Below are 20,959 nucleotides of genomic sequence, written 5' to 3'. Positions count from 1 at the left end.
GAGTTACCTTGTGTCACACACACGATCTGGTGGGGCGCAATATACTATATGTAGCGTCCCACGGCACGAGTCCCTGCCCCACCGGCAGGACAGGCCAATAAAAAACCCCGGCGTTCCAAAGCCTTACCGGGGATTCAATTATTGTTAACCAGATCGGCAAAAAATTCCTACCAGCAACGATGCGCCGATACGCTACATGTAGTAGCTAAAATGCTGTCAACCACAAAGTTTGGTGGACGCGACCTTCACAGTCGCATTATAGTGCCCTCCCGGAGGGGCCATGCCCCAGGGGGAACCCACCACATACACTGGCCATGCTTAACACGACCATTTCGATTAAGGTCGGGGTTTGGCCTTATGTTTTGAGCAAACAATATCTGGTCCTTCGGATACTGGCAGCTTTGCGCCGTATACGGGCCGGAAACGGAGCAAACCATGCGGATTACCAGGCAGTTCACACAGGAAGATGTCAGCCCGTATGCCGACATCGAATTTCGCAAGTCATCCTGCAAAATCAAAAACCCCGATGGATCGACCGTTTTTGAAATGAACGACATTGACGTTCCGTCAGGTTGGTCACAGGTGGCAAGCGATGTGCTTGCCCAGAAATATTTCCGCAAGGCCGGTGTTCCGGTTGCCTTGAAGCCAGTAAAGGAAAAAGACGTTCCCGAATGGCTGTGGCGCCACGAGGCAGACAAGCCCGCCCTGGAGAAAATGCCCGCTGAAGAACGCTATACCAGCGAACTGAGCGCAACCCAGGTATTTGACCGTCTTGCTGGCACCTGGGCCTATTGGGGCTGGAAAGGTGGCTATTTTGATGCCGAATCCGATGCCCGCGCCTTCTTTGATGAAATGCGTTTCCAGCTTGCCCACCAGATGGGCGCGCCGAACTCGCCGCAATGGTTCAATACCGGTTTGCATTGGGCCTATGGCATTGATGGTCCGGCACAGGGCCATTCCTATGTCGATTACAAAACCGGCAAGCTGACCAAATCGACCGGCGCCTATGAACATCCGCAGCCCCATGCCTGCTTCATCCAGTCCGTTTCTGACGATCTGGTCAATGAAGGCGGCATCATGGACCTTTGGACCCGCGAAGCACGCCTGTTCAAATATGGTTCGGGCACGGGTTCCAACTTCTCGAATGTACGCGGCGAAGGCGAAGCCCTCTCGGGTGGTGGCCGTTCTTCGGGCTTGATGAGCTTCCTTAAAATTGGTGACCGTGCCGCAGGTGCGATCAAATCGGGTGGCACCACCCGCCGTGCCGCAAAAATGGTGGTTGTGGATATCGACCACCCCGATATTGAAAAATATATCGACTGGAAAGTTGTTGAAGAACAAAAGGTTGCAGCCCTTGTTGCCGGTTCCAAACTGGCAGAGAAGCACCTGACCGCCGTACTGGGCGCCTGCAATAACTGGGACGGCGCCGCCGATTCCGAAGACCGCCTGAACCCGCGCAGCAACCCGCAACTTCGCGAGGCCATTCTGGCCGCGCGTGCGGTGATGATCCCCGATTCTTACATCAACAAGATCATTCAGTTTGCCCGCGAAGGCTTTACCGAAATCAGCTTCAAAACCTATGACACTGACTGGGATTCGGAAGCATATCTGACCGTTTCGGGCCAGAACTCCAATAACTCTGTCCGTGTTTCGAACGACTTTTTGCAGGCCGTGCTGGATGACGGTAACTGGAACCTGATCCGCCGCACCGACGGCAAGGTTGCCGAAACCATCCGTGCCCGCGACCTGTGGGAAAAAGTTGGCGAAGCCGCATGGGCCTGTGCCGACCCGGGCATCCAGTATGACACCACCATCAATGAATGGCATACCTGCCCGAATTCCGGCCGTATCAATGCGTCCAACCCGTGCTCGGAATATATGTTCCTGGATGATACCGCCTGTAACCTGGCTTCCATGAACCTGATGAATTTCCGTTCCGATGATGGCGGCATTGATATTGCAGCCTACGAACATGCCGTTCGCCTGTGGACTGTGGTTCTCGAAGTTTCGGTGCTGATGGCGCAGTTCCCGTCTGACCGCATTGCCGAACTGTCCTATCGTTACCGTACCCTGGGTCTGGGCTATGCCAATATTGGCGGCCTGCTCATGAGCATGGGCATTTCCTATGACAGCGATGAAGGCCGCGCCATTTGCGCATCCCTTACCGCAATCATGTGTGGTGTTTCCTATGCCACCTCGGCCGAAATGGCGGGTGAACTGGGTGCATTCCCGGGCTATGCCGATAATGCCAAGGAAATGCTGCGCGTCATGCGCAACCATCGCCGTGCCGCACATGGCGAACAGGAAGGTTATGAAGGCCTTTCGATTAATCCGGTGCCGCTGCTTGCCGCCGACAGCCCCTATGCCGACCTTCCGGTTGCGGCCCGTGCCGCATGGGACAAGGCATTGGAACTGGGCGAAAAGCATGGTTACCGCAACGCCCAGACCACCGTTATTGCCCCGACGGGCACCATCGGCCTGGTCATGGATTGCGACACCACCGGGATCGAGCCTGATTTCGCCCTGGTGAAATTCAAAAAGCTGGCCGGGGGCGGTTACTTCAAGATCATCAACCGCACGGTTCCGGTTGCCCTGGCAACACTGGGCTATACGGAACGCCAGATTCGCGACATTGAAAAATACGCAGTCGGCCACGGTACGCTAGAAGGTTCGCCCTCCATCACCCACGATGCGCTTCGCGCCAAAGGGTTCGATGATGATGCGATTGCCAAAATCGAAGGTGCACTTGAAAACGCATTCGACATCAAGTTTGTGTTTAACAAATATACCTTTGGCGAAGAATTCTGCGTCAAACAACTTGGTCTTGATGCCAAGGCACTGAACGATATCAGCTTTGACATGCTGGCCGCTCTTGGCTTTGGCAAAAAGGAAATTGAAGCCGCAAACACCTATGTTTGTGGTGCGATGACCCTTGAAGGTGCGCCGCATCTGCGCGACGAAGACCTGCCGGTATTTGATTGCGCCAACCCGTGTGGCCGCATTGGCAAACGCTACCTGTCGGCTGACAGCCACATTCGCATGATGGCCGCTGCCCAGCCGTTTATTTCGGGTGCGATTTCCAAAACCATCAACATGCCCAACAATGCGTCGATCCAGGATTGCAAAGATGCCTATATCCATTCCTGGAAACTGGGCCTGAAGGCAAATGCGCTTTATCGTGATGGCTCGAAGCTCAGCCAGCCGCTGAACGCGGCCCTGGTCGAAGAAGACGATTTTGCCGATCAGCCGGCTGCGACCAAAGCAACCGAAGCATCGGAAAAGATCGTCGAAAAGATCATCGAACGCGTGATCCGTGGCGACCGCCGTTCCCTGCCCTCACGCCGCAAGGGTTACACCCAGAAGGCCACCGTGGGCGGGCACAAGGTTTACCTGCGTACCGGTGAATATGAAGACGGCAAGCTGGGTGAAATCTTCATCGACATGCACAAGGAAGGCGCTGCTTTCCGCTCGTTGATGAACAATTTCGCCATCGCGGTTTCCATTGGCCTGCAATATGGCGTGCCGCTGGAAGAATATGTCGAAGCCTTTACCTTCACCCGGTTTGAACCTTCGGGCATGGTGTCGGGCAATGATGCGATCAAGATGGCAACCTCCATCCTGGATTACATGTTCCGCGAACTGGCCATTTCCTATCTTGGCCGTAACGATCTGGCCCATGTTCAGCCGTCTGACGTTCTGCCTGATGCCGTTGGCAAGGGTGTGGCCGAAGGTGACCTGGGCGAAGAAGCCAAGGCCGAAGACCGCGCCATTGAAACCATCCGCAAGGTGGCATCAAGCGGCTTTGTCCGTCGCAACCTCTATGTTGTTGATGGTGGCGCGCCGGTCGAAGAACGCGTGATCATGAAGGCAACGGGCACCGATCATGGCCATTCACATGACCATGGCCACAGCCACAAAGCCGAAACTGCCAGCATTGCAACCACCTCGGTTCCCAGCAGCGGCGATACCGCGATCCTCAATGCCAGCGAAGAAGTCATGTCGGCAGCGGATTCCAAACTGGACCGTATCCGTGAAGCCCGCATGAAAGGCTATGAAGGTGATGGTTGCCCTGAATGTGGCAACTTTACCCTGGTGCGTAACGGCACCTGCCTGAAATGCGACTCTTGCGGCAGCACCACGGGTTGCTCGTAATAAGTAAATAAAAAGCCCCTCTGCACAAAGAGGGGCTTTTTAAGACTTCGCATCATCCAACTATGTTCGGTTGCCTGATACGAAAAAAAGCCGAAGCATTTTGCTCCGGCTTTACCCACGAAGCATCAATCAAGGTACTTGTGGGGGCAAACAAACCGAGCTGGCATGTTTGTACTTCAACAATACGACCATTACTGATTCGGAAAAGTTTGTCGAGCGGAACCTTGGTGCATTTGTATAGGAGCCTTAAATGGCAACAAATCCCCCCGCTGGTGACGGCCATCGCAACGGTCCAGTAAAAGGACGGTCACAGGTGTACAACCCCAAAACGGAGACTTGGACAAAGCGCGACACATCAACTGGCCGTTTCATGGATGGCAAGAAGGATGGATCGCCTTTCAAAGGGGTTAGAAAAGAACGATGACTGACAGGTGCCCTCGCTAAAACTCTTTAGTGAGGGCACTTTCAATTTGAATAGAGAACGTCTTTTTTCACAGATTACAACTAGCTAGCGGAACAACCCTGTTTTTACGGCGTTATGGCTTGGTCCACCTGTTCGCGCCCTGTGCGCCGAACGGGTAAAAAAATAACAACGTCTTTATGACAGGAGTTCCCGATGGCTATGAGCCGCGTTCTTGGTGCAGCATTGCTGGTAATTGGCATTCTGCTTCTGGTTTTTGGCATGAATGCCACCGACAAGCCGGTTGAAGAATTGTCCAACACGTTCCTTGGTCACTATACCGATGAAACCATGTGGTATCTGGTCGGCGGCGGGGCTGCTGCTGTTGCCGGTTTTCTGCTGGTGATTTTCGGGGGCCGTCGCCGTTAATCCGGCAGAAAGGCAACAAAATCTTGGTTTCTTCCGATGAAAATGCATTCACCGGTTCCCATATGATGTAACGCGTTATACTCTCTGTTCCATCGCAGGTTATAATGTTGTTATCTTGGGTGTTTTCGCGTCGGGAGAAACCTACATGTCCCAGATTGGACAGCGACTGTCGGACAAGATCATTCTCGCCCATCGTCAGGCCGTCGAAGAAGGCAAGGCAGAAGTCGCCGAAATGCTAATTCAGGCATTGGAAATTGATGCTTCCTATGTTGGCGGGCCGAAACCGGAACAGCGTGAAAATCTGGAAGATGTGGAGGCCGCCTTCACCTTGCAGGCTGAATTTCGCGCCAAACACGGGCGCGGCGTATAAAGCAACACGCAAACGCCCCTTCCCGATTATTTCCCTTTAGGACCCCAAACCCGTCGCCATGACCGGTTTGCGAACAGATTGTTGCCAAACACGGTCTGGTCGGGCGGCAATTATCGCGCAATGATGGAAATAACAGATTTCATTTTGCGCGAGAAAACACCATGTCCCAACCCGCAAATTCCCGCACGGCCAGTCTGGCCCCTATCTTTGTTTCCCATGGTTCGCCCATGGTTGTGGCCCGTCAAAGCACCCCGGCCTTTGAATTTTTGCATCATCAGCTAGGCGCCCATCTTGAGGGGGCAAAGGCGATTTTGGTGGTATCCGCCCATTGGCAGGAAGCAACACCCACCATTTCAACTGCGCCACGCCAGGAAACAATCCACGATTTTTACGGCTTCCCGGAAGTCCTTTATCGCCTGCATTATGACGTTGCCGGTGCCCCTGACCTGGCACAAAAAATTGCCGATCAGTTAGGCTTTGCCACTGATACATCACGGGGCCTGGACCACGGCGCATGGATGCCGCTTATTCTGGCCCGCCCGCAGGCGGATATTCCGGTTTTTCAGCTTTCAATGATCGAACATGGCAGCCCGGCCGACCATTACGAACTGGGCAGGAAACTGCGTGCCCTGCGCGAAATGGGGGTTCTGGTGATTGGCAGTGGGGCGATGACCCATAATTTGCGAACGCTTGATCGCAATGATGGCCCGCATATCGACCCCTGGGCCGAAGAATTTTGCGACTGGATGGTTAGCCACACCAACAACCACGATGTTGAAGGCCTGCTGGCCTATCGCAACAATGCCCCCCATGCCCGCATGGCGCATCCTCATGATGACCATCTGATGCCGTTTTACGTGGCCCTTGGGGCGGCCGATGACACCTATGTCAGCAAAACCATCCATCACAGTGTTGAATTTGGTAACCTTGCCATGACCGCACTTCGCTTTTACGATCAGGAAACATCCCGCGAAGCAGCCTGATTACAGGAAGGTATTTTTTGCAACAGTTTCAAACCCGATTGGATATCCGCACCCAGGGACAGGGCCTGATCGAATTTACCCGCGATGTGGAACACTGGGTTGATGGCTGTGCCATGGAAAACGGCCTGCTTACGGTTTATTGCGCCCACACATCGGCCAGCCTGACAATTCAGGAAAATGCCGATCCCGATGTGCAATATGACCTGCAGGTCTTTTTCAAACGCCTTGTCCGTGAAGACCCCAGCCTTTATCGCCATACCTGTGAAGGGCCGGACGACATGCCGGCCCATATCCGCGCCGCGCTAACCAATGTTTCCCTGTCCATTCCCGTTGCAAACGGACGCGCCGTTCTGGGCACATGGCAGGGCATTTACCTGTTTGAACATCGCGCCATCCCGCACCGCAGGCAGATTCATTTGCACCTGATCGGCCAATAAACGGCTGGCAGGACGCAAAGGGCAACTGGCTAACGGGCTAGCGGGCCAACTTGCGCAATTCCCCAAGCACCCAATATCGCGGTCCCGCCCTTTTCCCTTCAAACAAGCGAACCGCCGCGTGATGCCGTCAGGCAACACCAAAATTATTGCAAACCCCATACGCTCTGGCATGGCCCTGCCCTCTGATTTCCTCACAGGCTCTGCACAATATTGTCAGCGATGTTTGACCAAAGCGGCTGCAAGCAGCGCGTTGCGTCATGTCGTTATCACTTTTGGCACAGCAGCAAAAACAGGGCCTTTCAAGGCATCTTTACATCTTACCTACTAGTAAGTAAGCCGAATTGCCGTTCAGATCATATGCTGAAATGCCGCAGGAAAATCGCGGTATTCGGTGGGCATTTGAATGGTTTTGTTTACGGACTTTTCAGGAGGATCGACATGAAACCCTTGGCAATCGCCACCGCCATTGTGCTGTGCCTTACTGCTTTTTCCAGCGCCAATGCGGCAGGCCACGACCATAAATCAGATGCGAATGCACAAACGACATCATCACAACATATGGAAGAAGCCGCCCCGAAACTGACCGTCCTGGCACCTGATCGCGAAACCCTGAAAAGCGGATATGTCTATCTGCCATTTCACGTGGAAAACATGAATATCCAGCCAATTTACGCTGAATTCGCAGGCGAAGCCGCAACGACACTGCGGCCGAAAATCGGCCATTTGCATGTGATGGTGGATAATGCGGGCTGGAAATGGATCCATGCATCGACTGACCCGCTATATTTCGGGCAATTATCGCCAGGGCCACATCAAATCGAACTTGAACTGGTCGATGCCGCCCACGCAGTCATCGAAGTACAAACAATCGATATTACCGTGCCTGAACGATAACCAACACTGCCTTTGGGTTCCTTGCCGGTGAAATGACACACCCGGCAAGGACCGCCATGCTTTGCATGGCAAGCAAACAGGTACAGATTACATTCGCAAAAATGGCCGATCTGGCGAAATATCAACCGCCCACATTGGCGTTTACAGTGCGGCGATTGCGGTTTCCATAAAGGGCCAGCAGGCTGTGTGTTGCCAAAGTTGCGATCACGACGGCACCGGCAATCAGCGTGGTGGAAGATGGCACTTCATCCATGAACAACCAGACAAGACCCGACCCAAGAATGGCCTCTGTCAGCATGATCAGGCCAACTTCGGCAGCAGGAATGCGCTTTGCCCCCATCGAAATAAAGGTAAAGGACAGCGGCAGGACAAGGCAGCCCAGCAGCACCAGCCACAAAGGGTCCCACGGATGCAGGGCAGATGGCGTTGCCGCCGGTGCGACACATAATGCAACCAGCAGCGCGCCAACCATCATGGCGCGCACGGTATCAATATTGATGCGCACACCCAACACATTGAAATAGCACGCCATGCACAAAGCTGTGCCAAGCGCCAGAATATCGCCCAGCATGTGCGCGCCACCCAGCCCATTGCCAACGATGGTTGCCAGGGCAACAAAAACAACAATAGAGGCGATCCAGGTACGCAGGGGCTGGCGGCGGCGAAACAGAAACGCACCGATCAAGCCGCTGATCAGCGGCGTGGCGGCAATGATTACAAGGGTATTGGCGGCATCGGTATTTTTGATCGACAAAATGAAACAGGCACTGGTCCCGCCGTAAAACAACCCGGCAAGGATTTCATCGCGCCGCGGGCGGATGGCCTGCCACAAGGGTTGGCGCGCGCGCATGCCGCGCCAGGCTGCCGCTGTCATCAGGGTCAGGCCTAAAATCAGCAAACGCCAGAAGGCGGTTGTCATGTCATCGGCCTTGATCAGCCGGATCAAAAGGGCATCGGGGCTCAGAATGGTGATGCCCAAAAGCGCAAGCCAGCCACCATGCACCCGTTCCAGCCACCCCGCGCCACCTGACATGTCCGTTTCCCCGTTTTTCATGAATTTTCATTATCGCAGCCCATGCTTTTGCCCGCTTCAGCCCGAAATGACAAATGAGCAATTTAGAACAATCAAAAAACAATCCTGCAATGGCCGGGATGTTTCACACAAAGAAACGGTTTTTTTTATCGCCCAACACCGATAGATTACGCCACACGCGTAAAACAAGCCCCCAAGACAAAGGAAACATTCATGTCTGGCAAAATTGAATCCCGTCTTTCCGAACTTGGCATCACCCTGCCCGCCGCCAATGCGCCGGTTGCCAATTACCTGCCCTATGTGCGTTCGGGCAACCTGGTCAATATTTCCGGCCAGATCACGATGGAAAATGGCGAACTGAAATTTGTCGGCAAACTGGGCAAGGATTACGGCGTGGAAGAAGGCCAGCAGGCCGCCCGCCTGTGCGCGCTAAACCTGATCGCGCAATTGCGTGCAGCCATCGGCGACCTTGATAAAGTCACCCGCGTTGTCAAACTGAATGCATTTGTCAATTCAGACCCGGCCTTTACCGACCAGCCCAAAGTCGTAAATGGCGCATCTGACACGATGGTTGAAATTTTCGGTGAAGCTGGCAAACACGCCCGTTCGGCTGTTGGCGTTGCCTCGCTGCCGCGGGGCGTTGCTGTTGAAATTGACGGCGTTTTTGAAGTCGCCTGATTAATATCAGCGCGTTAAGACCGCTTATTGAAGGCAGGTGAGAAAGCCCTTGTTGGTTTCTTCACCTGCCTTTTTTATTTCTGCACTACCCATAGGTTACGTAACACCACCAAACAGATGCTTGCGCATATGCTGGGCCAGCGCATGGACAGCCGGTTTTGTCGTTTGTTCAGCCCAATACATGTTAATGGCAAAGGCCGGTAAAGGCGGTAATTCGCGATCCGCGGCAATAATTTCCAGATCATCGGGCACCGTTGCGGCAAGCCAGGCGGTAACAGCCATGTCTGATCGCACGGTAACGGCCGTTGCCTCGATATTTCCGCTTTCAAAAACGGTGCGCCAGGGCAGGTTCAAACTATCCAGGGCCTCAAACACAGTCGGGCGAAACGCACAGGTCTGGCTAACCATTGAAACCGGCAATGGCCGGCGTGCCCGCGCGACACCGCCCCTTGCTCCAACCCAAACCAGCCTTTCAATACGCAAACATTCACCGCCCCCCTCGCCCACGGCTTCCTCGATCAGGGCCAGGTCGATATCGCCTGCTGCAAGGGCCGTTTTCAATTCCGGGGACGATGCACAAACCAGCGAAAGCTCGACCTGCGAAAAGGCGGCATTATAGCTTTTTAAAACCGGCGACAGGGCCTTGCCGACCAGATCAAACGGGACACCAAGCCGGACTTTGCCACGCTGGGCATTGCCCTTCATTTCCGCCCATATTTCATCATTCAGGGACAATATCTGGCGGGCACGGGCAAAAAGACGCTCCCCCGGTCCGGTCAGGCGCAAACCGCGACGGTCCCGTTCAAACAGGGACACATCCAGAACATCCTCCAACCGGCGCACCTGCTGGCTGACAGCGCCCTGCGTCAGGTTCAGGCTGCTGGCTGCCGCCGTCATGCTGGCGCGTTCGGCAACGGTAATGAAGGTGCGAAGTAGTGCGGTATCAAGATTTCCAACCATGCATGACATTATATATTCTAATGCCAAACATTACAAACATTGCCTTTTCTAATTTATCGACCCGGTATTTGATGGCGCAATAAACGGCTTTCACAGGATACGCACATGCCATTCGACGCACTGGGTCCCTTGTTTTTATTTACGCTGATATCGGCCATCTCACCGGGTGGTGCCACCACACTGGCCACGGCATCGGGCCTACAATACGGGCTGGTTCGATCCATCCCCATGATTGCGGGCATCGCCTTTGGCATGGCAAGCCTTGCTGCGGGCGCATCTGCCGGGCTTGCCAGCCTGGTTTTGGCCAGCCCCACCCTGCATCTTGTATTAAAGGTTGCCGGTACGGGTTATTTGCTGTGGCTGGCCCTGGTCATTGCGCGCAGTGGCCGCCCCAAACAGCGCGGCGACCTTGCCCGCCCCATCAGCTTTTTTGGCGGTATGGGTTTGTTGTGGTTAAACCCAAAAGGCTGGGCCATGACGATGGGCGCGGCCGCATCATTTTCGGCCCTGTTTACCACACCGATCAGCCTTGCATCCTGGCTTAGCCTGGCTTTTGGCCTGTCCGCGATCATTTCGCTGACCTTGTGGTGCAGCACCGGCATGTTCCTGGCCCGCCTTTTAAAAACCGACAGGCAATGGAAGGCGCTGAATATTTTTCTGGGTCTTTTGCTGGCGGCATCAATTGTGCCGATCTGGCTGATTTAACGGCATTCACCGGCGGGTATGGTTAAAACCGGCAATCCATGCCCGCCGCATATGAAAACATGGCACCGCGAACGGGCAAAAACGGGCAAACAAGCCCTGCAAAATTGCGTCATCGCCGTGATCGTTGCGTTTTAATGTTTGCCCACGGCATTCAGGCCGACAACGCCGAAAATGATCATCAGCAAAAACACCACCTTAAGCAGCGTCACCGGTTCCTTGAAAACCAAAATCCCAATAATAGCAATCGCTGCCGTGCCAAGGCCCGCCCAAACTGCATAGGCGGTACTGACCGGCAATTGCCGCAGGGTTATCGACAAAACCCAAAAACTGATGCCGTAAAGTGTGAGGGTAAGGGTGGTGAATCGCCAGTCGCGAAAACCGTCGGAGAATTTCATGCTTACCGTACCCGCAACTTCCAGGCCGATTGCACAAATCAGAAACAGCCACGCAGCCATTGATCATTTCCATTTGAACGTTTCCAAAAGCGCTGCGAGCATGACCAAAACCGCCATTTGGCGCAACCCATTGCAATGCATGGCTGCTTTCCCCTGACAGATGCCTGATCGAAACCTTTGCCCAGCGGCCAAAGCGTTCTATATATCAGGCAAGTCAAAATCACGGCCAACACGGGTGAACAGATCATGCAAGAAACGGAAATCCTGATCGCGGGCGGCGGCATTGCCGGGTTAAGTGCGGCAGTACGCCTTGCAGCAGATGGCCACCAGATTGTCGTGGTTGACCCGGCCCCTGCCGCATCCGATATGCCAGCTCATACATCCGCCGAAGATGTGGAAGTTAAAAACGGCACCACACCGGCCCAGGATTTGCGCACTACCGCCTTTTTAAAACCCGGTATCGATACCCTGACCTATGCCGGCGTGTGGGATGAAATGCAGGCCAGCGGTGCCCAATTGCGCGTTATGCGCATTGTCGATGCTGGCGGAACCGAACGCGCGCCGCGTGAAACCGCCGATTTTGACGGCGCTGAAACCAGCCACGGCTATTTTGGCTGGAACATTACCAATATTGCCGCCAAGGCAGCCCTGCTTGGCAAAATTGCCACGCTTGAAAATGTCCGCCTGATCAATGGCTGCAAGGTTACCGATTATGCCCCGCCAACGGCGGCCGGCCCCGGCCCCGCCATTATCACCCTGTCGGATGGGCAAAAATTTGCAGCCTCGCTGGTTCTGGCGGCCGATGGTCGTAATTCCACCCTGCGCGATCTGGCGGGTATTCGCTTTAACCGCTGGTCTTATGACCAGGATGCGCTGGTTTTTGCCGTCAGCCACGATACACCGCATGACAATATATCAACCGAAATTCACCGTACCGGCGGGCCACTGACATTGGTGCCCATGCCCGACCATAACGGCAAACCCTGTTCGTCAGTGGTGTGGATGGTGCCCCATGCCCGCGCCCGGCAATTGGCCGCATTGGATGACGATGCCCTTGCCCGCGAATTGCACCGCGAAACCATGGATCTGTTTGGCAAACCTGAAATCGTCACCCCGCGCGCCGTATGGCCGATGGTGGCGCAATTGGCGCACCGCCTGACGGCACCCCGCCTGGCCCTGATTGCCGAAACCGCCCATGTGGTGCCGCCAATTGGCGCACAGGGCCTGAATATGAGCCTGCATGACATTGAAACACTGGCAAAGCAGGTTGACCTTGCCAAACTGGAAGGCAAGGACATTGGCAGTGATGAATTGCTGCATGGCTGGGAACGGCGCCAGTTGCCCAAAACCGTGGGCCGTGTTGGCGGCATTGACCTGTTGAACCGTGCCGCCATGGCCGAACCGAAATTCCTGCGTGATCTGCGCTATACCGGGCTTTGCGCCATTAACCATATTGGCCCGTTGCGCCGCCTGGCGATCAAGGCGGGTATTGGCAAATAACGCGCCTTTCCTTGCAAAAATTACGGCGGGTATCCTTAACGGGATGCCCGCCATTTTCGTATCTGCCTTATATCGACGTTCTCTGCCCACATTCTTGTCAAATTATGGTTGTAGTTCCCAATCATAAGTTAGCTTGAAAGCGACATATCGCAGACGACAGGAGAAACAGAACATGTTCAAAATCCCTGGAAAAATCGGCATTATCGCCCTGGCGATGACATTGTTTGTCGGGGTTGCCACCAGTTTTCCAGCGGCTGCCGCAAACACCCAAAGCACGCTTCGCGAAGATATCGCCAAAGCCACCGCAGGGCACAAGCTGACAGCCGATGAATTGGACCGCATGACCAATGTCGTCACCACGATCAAAAGCGATCCCAAAGCCTATAACCTGCATTCAAAAAAGCCCAATTCGCTCGACGAGATGGTCGCGAATTTGAATAATGACCCGAAAATAAAGGCCCTGCTGGATGAAAACGGGTTTGATGCACGCGAATACCTTGTTGCCAGCATGACCCTGGCACACAGTGCTGTTGCGGTGCGCGTCGGCCCGGATAAATTGCCAAACGTTGACCCGGAAAATGTTGAATTTGTCCGCCAGCACCAGGCCGCAGTGGACGCGCTGATGCAAACAAGGCGCTAACCGGAACCAACGCACATTTTACGCAGCCGTAAACACAAAAAGCCGGATGGGACATAAATGCCATCCGGCTTTTTTCATTTGATCAGCAGTGCCTGCAACAGATCCACCATCACATCACAGCGGGAGGCTTAATTACCGGCGTTCTATCGGCCTTGCCGGGTTACCAACGACCGTCACATTCGCCGGCACATCGCGCGTCACCACCGCCCCTGCGCCAATGATGGCGTTATCACCGATGGTGACACCACCCAGAATAATGGCACCACCACCAACCCATACATTTTCACCAATCTGCACCGGTCGGGCAATTTCAAGGCCATCCTTGCGCAAGGACGGATCAGTGTGATGTTGCGGGCAATAGATCTGCACGGTCGGGCCGAGCATGCTGCCCGCACCAATGCGAATATCGGCACTATCAAGGAACACACAGCCCGCATTGATAAAAACCTGCGCGCCCAAATGAATATGGCAGCCATAGGCACAATGAAACGGTGCTTCGATCCGGGCATCTGGCGCGGCCGAACCCAATAGCGCAAGCAGATCGGGCGTTATATTGCCACGATCATCCGGGGCCGTTGAATTATGGGTGAAAACGGCACGGCGGGCCGCCATGCGCATTTCGGCAAGTTCGTCATCCAGGCAACGATACCAATCGCCCGCTGCCATTTTTTCCCGTTCACTTAACGGCAAGGCACACCCCCCTTAATTATATTTTGCGCTGACTTTGCCCTAAGGCGCGCCGCTGCGCAACAAGTTGGGATGTGCCCCGCTTCAGTTCAATATCGGCCATTCACCGCGCGATTATGCCGTGTGATCTGCTTCAACCGGGCTTCGCGGGAATGTTTCGCCTTCACCGTGAAATATTGAATACCTGCCTTATGATGCGCCTGCCGCGCGATATTCGGCCATGCTTTGGCGCGGTGTCATGCCAAACAGGCGGGCAAATTCACGGCTGAACTGGCTGCTGCTTTCATAACCCACTTCATAGGCGGCCTCGGTGGCCGAAAGGGCACGCGCCCCCATCAAATGGCGGGCTTCACGCAGGCGCAATTCCTTTTGATATTGCAGCGGCGTCATCCCCGTCAGCGATTTGAAATGCTGGTGAAAGGAAGAAACACTCATACCGGCCATATCGGCAAGCTGGTCGATACGCAGGCTTTCGCTGTAATCACTGCGAATTTTGTGGATCGCGCGTGCAATACGCTGCGTATGCCCATCGGGCAGGCTCATTCGCCGTAAAATATTGCCCTGCGGCCCCGAAAGCAGCCAAAAATAAATCTCGCGGCGGATAAGGGGATACAGCACCGAAATCGCCTGTGGCCGCTGCATCAATTGCAAAATGCGTCCGGCGCAATCAAGCATCACGTCATCAACATTTTCAATATAAAGGGCCGGTTGCCCCCCCTTGCCCGGTGCTGCACCATCGCCAACCGGCTGATCAATTTCACCTAACAAATCACGAATTTCAGCCAGATCAATATCAATCGACAGCCCCAAAAACGGTTCGGTTTTGCTTGCATCGGTAACCTTGCCGATCACGGGCAAATCAACACTGACGATAAGTGACTGCATGGCATGAAAACGGGTTGTTTGCGTGCCAACCGTCACCTGCTTTGCCCCCTGCAACACCAGGCACAAAACCGGTCGATACATCATATGCACAAGGCCGGTGGGTTCGGTTTCGCGCATGACCATAACGCCATCAATTGCCGTTTCATGCACACCGTTTTCCGCGCCAATCGATTGCAGGCAGGCAGAAAGCGATGTTTTCAATTCATTATATTTCGGGCCAAAATCCATGGTCAGCCTCCGTTTCGGGATAGAGGATCATTTCAATAAAATTACCCCGAACCGCGGCCATCGCAAAGCCCGTTAAACCCGGTTTAGAGAATCAGGCAAAAACTTCGCATGACCGGGCATGCAACCTTCCGGGCATCGGCGTAGCTTTCAATCAACACGAAACGCAATCAACCTGAACGGAGAAACGACAATGACTGCACAGAACACTTCCAAAATCGCAATCGTCACCGGTGGCAGCCGCGGCCTGGGCCGCAACACCGTTATCAACCTTGCCCGCAAGGGTATTGATGTTGTTCTGACCTATCATTCAAACAGCAAAGAAGCCGACGCCGCCGTTGCCGAAATTGCCGAACTGGGCGGCAAAGCCGTTGCCCTGCAGCTTGATACCGGCGCAATTGATAGTTTTGACGGGTTTGTTGCCCAGCTGAAAACCGCCCTGAAAGACACCTGGGGTCGCGACAGTTTTGATTTTCTGGTGAACAATGCCGGTATCGGCATCAATGCACCGATTACCGCCACCACCGAAGAACAGTTTGACCTGTTGACAAATATCCACCTCAAAGGTGTTTATTTCCTGACCCAGAAGCTGTTGCCGGTCATTGCTGATGGTGGACGCATCATTAACCTGTCAAGCGGCCTGGCCCGTTTTGCTGGCCCCGGTTTTTCGGCCTATGCCATGATGAAAGGCGGGATCGAGGTCTTTACCCGTTACCTGGCAAAAGAACTTGGCGCGCGCGGCATTACCGCGAACACCGTGGCCCCGGGTGCCATTGAAACCGATTTTGGTGGCGGCGCTGTTCGCGACAATTCCACCTATAACCAGATGGTTTCAAACGCAACCGCCCTTGGCCGTGCCGGTGTTGCCGATGATATCGGCCCGATGATTGCCTCCCTGCTGTCCGATGATAACCGTTGGGTCAATGCACAGCGCATCGAAGTTTCCGGCGGCATGAATATCTAATCGGGCAAGCCTGACGGACCATAACACCCGTTTCACCCCGATCTGGTGAAACATCCCGGCGGAAAACACACACCCCGACCCCCACCCGTTTTCCGCCGGTTTTCTTGTATCCCTGACATTCCCGGTTACACATTCCCGCCTTACCCCCTGATGGCGCGGGAAATGCCTGGTCATGCCCGCATTTAACCTGCGTGGCATCATGGACTGCCTCCATCCCAGCGTCCCATGCTCCCTCTGCTCTCCCTACTCCCTGCCCAATTCCCGGATTGTTCCCCCGACAGAAAGGAATCTGCCATGAAAGAAGTTATCATCATCACTGGCGCGTCCAGCGGCTTTGGCCAGATGACGGCGCATGCCCTGGGCCGTGCTGGCCATATTGTTTATGCCACCATGCGCCAAACCGAAGGCCGCAACAAACCAAAGGCCGACGATTACCGCAGCCTTTCGCAGGCTGAAAATATCGATATCCGCCCGTTGGAAATGGATGTTTCCGACCAGGCATCGGTTGATAAAGCAATTGATGCCGTGCTGGTGGAGGCCGGGCGTATTGATGTGGTGGTTCATAATGCCGGTCATATGAATCTTGGCCCGACAGAAGCCTTTAGCGTTGAACAGCTTGCCCAGATGTATGACGTGAACACCTTAAGCACGCAGCGCGTTAATCTGGCTGTCCTGCCGCATCTTCGCAAACAGGGCAAAGGTTTGCTGGTCTGGGTTTCAAGTTCCAGTGCAAAGGCAAACTGGTCGCCCTATCTGGCACCGTATTTTGCCGCCAAGGCCGGGATGGAACAGCTTGCCGTCAGCTATTCGGCGGAGCTGGCCCGCTTTGGCATCGAAACATCCATTATCGTGCCGGGCGCCTTTACCAAGGGCACCAACCATTTTGCCCACGCCATGGAACCGGCATATGGCGACACCGCCGCCCTTTATGCCAATGGCCCAACCGCAGACCTGCAAGACAAAGTACTGGAAGGCACCATGTCACTTGTGCCCGATGATGCCGACCCGGCGCTGGTTGCCGACGCGATTGTTGAAGTCGTCAATGCCCCGTTCGGGCAACGCCCGCTGCGCATCACAATTGACCCATCACAGGATGGTTCGGAAATTGTTGCCAGTGTGCAGGACCGCATTCGCGAAGATACCCTGCGCCGCATTGGCCTTGCCGACCTGTTGCACCCGGCAAAGCAGCAGGCGTAACCAATCGTACCTTGGCGAAGCATAACCTTGCGACTGCCAAAACTTGATCACACAGGACAGGTCACTCCCTGTCCTGTTTTTTATTGGGGTAATTCAGGTAATTAACCGGCCTTGTGCGTCAAAAAACGGGTAAGGCCCTGCGAACTGTCCAATATAGCTGGTATGGGTCAAAAGGCCCTGTTCCGGCCTGTCTTCCGCCCAGAAATGAAGCTGTATGGCAGGTGGTTCCATGTTAAAGGCTGCCGGGCCATCGGCCCTGAAATCAGCCACAACCTGATGGGCGACTGATGGGGCAATATTAACCGGCACGCCATGCCACAAACAATGAATGGGCCGGTGCGAATGCCCGCAGGTTACACCAGCAATCTGCTGGTGCGCGGCCAGCACCGCCGCCAAGCCTTGCGCACCTTCAAGCCCTGGTGCGCTAGCATCGTCCCCGTTACCGGGCAACAGGCGCAGGGCATCCATATGGACAATACCGGTGATGATGGGGGGATGATGCATCACAATCAGCGTGGGTGTGGCGGGCTTTGCCGCCAATTGCTGATCCAGCCACGCCAAACGTGCCGCACACAACCGCCCGTGGCCATATCCTTCATCAAGGGTGTCAAGCGCGATAATACGTAACGGGTAATCTTCAATCACATACTGGCTGAACGCACCCGCCTTGACCGGCACGGCAAGGGGGAAGGCCGCGCGCAGATTTTCCCGGCGGTCATGGTTACCCGGGATCATGAAATAGGGAATGTTTATCGGCGCCAGGATTTCGGCCACCAGCGCATATTCTTCCGCCAGCCCTTCATCCCCGATGTCACCGCTGAACAAAATCAGGTCCGGTGCAGGATCAAGCGAAAGGACATGCGTCACCGCATTTTCAAGCGCGGTTGCCGTGTCAACCTGCCCATAGGCCAGTTTGCGTTCCGCCCTGACATGCAGGTCCGTGATTTGCGCAATAATCATTTAAAGCCCATTGCCCCGTAAATCCTTGCCCAGCTTAATACCCGGCGCAGACAGGACAATATACTGAATGCATAAATTTTTATGACACCGAAAACGCGGGAATATGGGGTAACGGGCTTATTAAATTTCGGGCAACATGGCATCGATATCCATGCTGGGGCGAATGCCAAGGTCGGATTTATGCTGATCCAGAAAAGCATCGCAGGATTTGCGGCCTTCATCGCGCAGCATTTCCAAAAAGGCCCATTCGCCATTCATTTTCGAAGATGAATCCAGATCCAGCATCACATCCCCGGCAATACGGTGCATGCGCATATCTGACCAGCGGGCACCTTCTTCGTCCTCGGCACTGACAACACGGCGCAAAAAGGCAATCATGCGCAGTTCCTTCAGCAATACCGAATTGAACGATACCTCGTTTAAGCGATTGGCAATTTCACGCGCCGATTTGGGGGTTCCCTGCCGTTCAACCGGGTTGATCTGCACCAGGATGGTATCCTTTGCCGCGCATTCGCGTACCAGCGGCGCAATGGCCGGGTTCCCCGAATAACCGCCATCCCAATAGGGCTCGCCATCAATTTCCACTGCATGATAAAGCATCGGCAGGCAGGCCGATGCCAGCAACACATCCTCGGTGATATCGGCATTGCGAAATACCCGCCCGCAGCCCGTTTGCACATTGGTTGCGGTGACAAACAGTTTGATATCACCGTGTGTAAGGCGGTCGAAATCGACCATTTCATTTAAAATATCCGACAGCGGATTACCGCCCATCGGATTAAGCTGATAGGGTGAAAACACCCGTGCCGTCATATCCATCAACTGGAAAAACGGTGAATTTTCCAGCGACCAGTTGCCCAGCAAAATATCAAGCGGTCCACGCTGAAGCGGGCTGAACCGCGATGCCTGCGAAATTTTACGCCAGAACTTTTCAAGGGCAGCCCGTCCGCCTTCGGCACCGCCCTGGGCAAAACCATCGGCCATAACAGCGGCATTCATCGCACCGGCCGATGTCCCGGAAATCGCCTCGATCTCGATCCAGTCTTCTTCCAGCAACCGGTCCAGCACCCCCCAGGTAAACGCCCCATGGGAACCCCCACCCTGCAAGGCCAGATCAACCGATAACCGGTTGGATGCATTAAAAGGCGGATGACAGTCCTTTTTCGGGGGGCGGGCCGTTCGGGCGGGTGCGGCAGGTCGGGCCTTCGCGGCCGCAGCGGTTTTCGATGAAGATGCAGAAAAAGCAGGCGCCATCTTGTTCTCCAATCGGGAAAATATCGGGACTATTGTGCGCTGCGCCTTGCTGGTCAAAGCAATGCTGCAACTGCGAAGATAGCATCCTTCTTAACTGTAGTCGTTCAAAACAATTCGCAAGGGGGCGGCCAATAAAGGTTTTATCGCGTCAGGTGCCAGCGCAATTGCGCCGCAAGCGGAATGGCTGGTGCCTGTTCCAGCACCAGTTCCAGAAATATCCGCGCGATGGGCGACAGGCTGCGGCTTTTGCGCCGAATAACACCGATATGGCGTTCACGTACCGGGTTACCCAAAGGCACAAAAACCAGATCACGGCTGGCATCCACCCGTGCGGCAAGTTCGGGCAGGATGGTAATGCCAATACCCGCTGCCACCATCGCACACAGTGTTACCGTGTTGGATGTTTCAACGACGGGCCGTAAAACCGCGTTCTGGCGGCCATTGGGGCCTGCGTTGTTCGGTAATAACGGCACATCATCATCGTGCTGGCCAGCCGGTGCAGCCCGCATATCCCCGCCCCCATCCGGCCCGCCCAGTTGCGACAATATCGCCCCCGTGCCGGATTCTGGCCCCAAACCAACAAACGGGTAATCGGCCAGTTCATGCCACAAAACCTGTTTGCGGCTTGCCAGCGCATGGTCATGGCGGCAGACAACGCCCAGATGGTCGCTAAACAGGGGCTGAAAATCGATATCTGGCAGCGGCCGCCAATCGCCTGCAATGCCAAAATCCACCTCGCCCTTGGCAACGGCTTCGTGGACTTCACCAGCATTCATTTCATCAAGTCGCAGGATGGCATCGGGATGGGCCGCATTAAATGCCACAATGATTTGTGGTAAAATGCGGGTTAAAACCGATGGTGCCGCAGCGACTACCACTTTGCCCCCCAGCCCTTTGGACTGGGCATCAAGGTCCTCAAGCGCGATTTCAAAATCAGCAATCAGGCGGCGTGCCACCGGCAAAAACCGCGCACCACCAGCACTTAGTGCCACCTGCCGGGTTGTGCGGTCAAACAATGGCATGCCGATAATATCTTCAAACTGACGAATAGTTGCCGTCAGGGTTGGCGGCGTTAAGCCCAGCATATTTGCCGCCCGGGTAAAAGACCCGCTTTCAGCCACCGCAATAAAAGCCCGCAAGTGACGCAAACTGACCGACGACAACATCCGAATATTCCGCCTTATTATTTTGTGGTATCGAATAATAATTCA

At 54.6% G+C, this 20,959-nt stretch carries 20 protein-coding genes; 12 read left to right on the top strand and 8 right to left on the bottom strand.

Features of this window, described 5'->3' with window-relative positions; all coding sequences use genetic code 11:
• Nucleotides 1-435: 435 nt before the first annotated feature.
• The 6 genes from CSC3H3_RS07270 (at nucleotide 436) to CSC3H3_RS07240 (ending at nucleotide 7,665) form a co-directional block, all read left to right on the top strand.
• A complete protein-coding gene (locus CSC3H3_RS07270; RefSeq protein WP_101284423.1) occupies nucleotides 436-4,152 on the top strand; it encodes a vitamin B12-dependent ribonucleotide reductase in 3,717 nt (1,238 codons plus the stop codon).
• A gap of 616 nt (nucleotides 4,153-4,768) precedes the next feature.
• A complete protein-coding gene (locus CSC3H3_RS07260; protein WP_101267863.1) occupies nucleotides 4,769-4,981 on the top strand; it encodes a DUF3185 family protein in 213 nt (70 codons plus the stop codon).
• Between the two features lie 145 nt (nucleotides 4,982-5,126).
• A complete protein-coding gene (locus tag CSC3H3_RS07255; protein WP_101267865.1) occupies nucleotides 5,127-5,351 on the top strand; it encodes a hypothetical protein in 225 nt (74 codons plus the stop codon).
• A 161-nt stretch (nucleotides 5,352-5,512) separates the two neighbouring features.
• Nucleotides 5,513-6,334 (top strand): DODA-type extradiol aromatic ring-opening family dioxygenase, encoded by an 822-nt coding sequence (locus CSC3H3_RS07250; protein WP_101284421.1) that lies wholly within the window; start codon nucleotides 5,513-5,515, stop codon nucleotides 6,332-6,334.
• Nucleotides 6,335-6,351: 17 nt separating this feature from the next.
• A complete protein-coding gene (locus tag CSC3H3_RS07245) occupies nucleotides 6,352-6,771 on the top strand; it encodes a secondary thiamine-phosphate synthase enzyme YjbQ (protein ID WP_101284420.1) in 420 nt (139 codons plus the stop codon).
• A gap of 438 nt (nucleotides 6,772-7,209) precedes the next feature.
• Nucleotides 7,210-7,665: a DUF6130 family protein gene (locus CSC3H3_RS07240; protein WP_101284419.1), complete on the top strand. Its 456-nt coding sequence runs from the start codon at nucleotides 7,210-7,212 to the stop codon at nucleotides 7,663-7,665.
• A gap of 121 nt (nucleotides 7,666-7,786) precedes the next feature.
• Here the strand turns inward: CSC3H3_RS07240 and CSC3H3_RS07235 are convergent, their stop codons facing one another.
• On the bottom strand, nucleotides 7,787-8,719 hold the full coding sequence (locus tag CSC3H3_RS07235; protein WP_245881318.1) for a DMT family transporter: 933 nt from the start codon (nucleotides 8,717-8,719) through the stop codon (nucleotides 7,787-7,789).
• A gap of 192 nt (nucleotides 8,720-8,911) precedes the next feature.
• Here CSC3H3_RS07235 and CSC3H3_RS07230 point away from each other — a divergent pair, with 192 nt between their 5' ends.
• Entirely contained in the window at nucleotides 8,912-9,376 is a 465-nt protein-coding gene (locus tag CSC3H3_RS07230) for a RidA family protein (protein WP_101284417.1), read from the top strand.
• Between the two features lie 96 nt (nucleotides 9,377-9,472).
• Here CSC3H3_RS07230 and CSC3H3_RS07225 read toward each other — a convergent pair whose 3' ends face one another.
• Entirely contained in the window at nucleotides 9,473-10,336 is an 864-nt protein-coding gene (locus CSC3H3_RS07225) for a LysR family transcriptional regulator (protein WP_101286142.1), read from the bottom strand.
• 105 nt (nucleotides 10,337-10,441) lie between these two features.
• On the opposite strand from CSC3H3_RS07225, the gene CSC3H3_RS07220 reads away from it, so the two are divergent.
• Nucleotides 10,442-11,041: a LysE family translocator gene (locus CSC3H3_RS07220; RefSeq protein WP_101284416.1), complete on the top strand. Its 600-nt coding sequence runs from the start codon at nucleotides 10,442-10,444 to the stop codon at nucleotides 11,039-11,041.
• Nucleotides 11,042-11,172: 131 nt separating this feature from the next.
• Here the strand turns inward: CSC3H3_RS07220 and CSC3H3_RS07215 are convergent, their stop codons facing one another.
• Nucleotides 11,173-11,496 (bottom strand): DMT family transporter, encoded by a 324-nt coding sequence (locus CSC3H3_RS07215; RefSeq protein ID WP_101284415.1) that lies wholly within the window; start codon nucleotides 11,494-11,496, stop codon nucleotides 11,173-11,175.
• A gap of 186 nt (nucleotides 11,497-11,682) precedes the next feature.
• Here CSC3H3_RS07215 and CSC3H3_RS07210 point away from each other — a divergent pair, with 186 nt between their 5' ends.
• The gene (locus CSC3H3_RS07210; RefSeq protein WP_101284414.1) at nucleotides 11,683-12,936 is read left to right on the top strand and encodes an FAD-dependent monooxygenase; all 1,254 of its coding nucleotides are present in this window, start codon (nucleotides 11,683-11,685) and stop codon (nucleotides 12,934-12,936) included.
• A 172-nt stretch (nucleotides 12,937-13,108) separates the two neighbouring features.
• Nucleotides 13,109-13,576, top strand: coding sequence for a hypothetical protein (locus tag CSC3H3_RS07205; RefSeq protein ID WP_101284413.1), 468 nt, complete (start codon nucleotides 13,109-13,111; stop codon nucleotides 13,574-13,576).
• A 132-nt stretch (nucleotides 13,577-13,708) separates the two neighbouring features.
• Here CSC3H3_RS07205 and CSC3H3_RS07200 read toward each other — a convergent pair whose 3' ends face one another.
• Together CSC3H3_RS07200 and CSC3H3_RS07195 are read right to left on the bottom strand one after the other, a co-directional pair.
• Nucleotides 13,709-14,242, bottom strand: a complete 534-nt coding sequence (locus tag CSC3H3_RS07200; protein WP_215907567.1) for a sugar O-acetyltransferase — start codon at nucleotides 14,240-14,242, stop codon at nucleotides 13,709-13,711.
• Between the two features lie 210 nt (nucleotides 14,243-14,452).
• The gene (locus CSC3H3_RS07195; protein ID WP_101284411.1) at nucleotides 14,453-15,376 is read right to left on the bottom strand and encodes an AraC family transcriptional regulator; all 924 of its coding nucleotides are present in this window, start codon (nucleotides 15,374-15,376) and stop codon (nucleotides 14,453-14,455) included.
• 190 nt (nucleotides 15,377-15,566) lie between these two features.
• Here CSC3H3_RS07195 and CSC3H3_RS07190 point away from each other — a divergent pair, with 190 nt between their 5' ends.
• Nucleotides 15,567-16,337, top strand: a complete 771-nt coding sequence (locus CSC3H3_RS07190) for an SDR family NAD(P)-dependent oxidoreductase (protein ID WP_101267888.1) — start codon at nucleotides 15,567-15,569, stop codon at nucleotides 16,335-16,337.
• Nucleotides 16,338-16,631: 294 nt separating this feature from the next.
• Complete coding sequence (locus CSC3H3_RS07185; RefSeq protein WP_101284410.1) at nucleotides 16,632-17,534, top strand: SDR family oxidoreductase; 903 nt, start codon at nucleotides 16,632-16,634, stop codon at nucleotides 17,532-17,534.
• Nucleotides 17,535-17,627: 93 nt separating this feature from the next.
• Here CSC3H3_RS07185 and CSC3H3_RS07180 read toward each other — a convergent pair whose 3' ends face one another.
• The 3 genes from CSC3H3_RS07180 to CSC3H3_RS07170 all read right to left on the bottom strand — a co-directional run bounded on the left by CSC3H3_RS07180 (nucleotide 17,628) and on the right by CSC3H3_RS07170 (nucleotide 20,914).
• Nucleotides 17,628-18,494 (bottom strand): phosphodiesterase, encoded by an 867-nt coding sequence (locus CSC3H3_RS07180; protein ID WP_101284409.1) that lies wholly within the window; start codon nucleotides 18,492-18,494, stop codon nucleotides 17,628-17,630.
• Nucleotides 18,495-18,614: 120 nt separating this feature from the next.
• Nucleotides 18,615-19,748 carry a patatin-like phospholipase family protein gene (locus CSC3H3_RS07175; protein ID WP_101284408.1) on the bottom strand — a complete coding sequence of 378 codons (1,134 nt, stop codon included), beginning with the start codon at nucleotides 19,746-19,748 and terminating at the stop codon, nucleotides 18,615-18,617.
• Nucleotides 19,749-19,888: 140 nt separating this feature from the next.
• Complete coding sequence (locus CSC3H3_RS07170) at nucleotides 19,889-20,914, bottom strand: LysR family transcriptional regulator (RefSeq protein ID WP_101284407.1); 1,026 nt, start codon at nucleotides 20,912-20,914, stop codon at nucleotides 19,889-19,891.
• Between the last annotated feature and the right edge of the window lie 45 nt (nucleotides 20,915-20,959).

This window comes from Thalassospira marina (assembly GCF_002844375.1).
In the GTDB taxonomy this organism is placed as follows: domain Bacteria; phylum Pseudomonadota; class Alphaproteobacteria; order Rhodospirillales; family Thalassospiraceae; genus Thalassospira; species Thalassospira marina.
The sequence above is the reverse complement of the archived record's forward strand: the minus strand, read 5'-3'. Positions and strand labels throughout refer to the sequence as shown.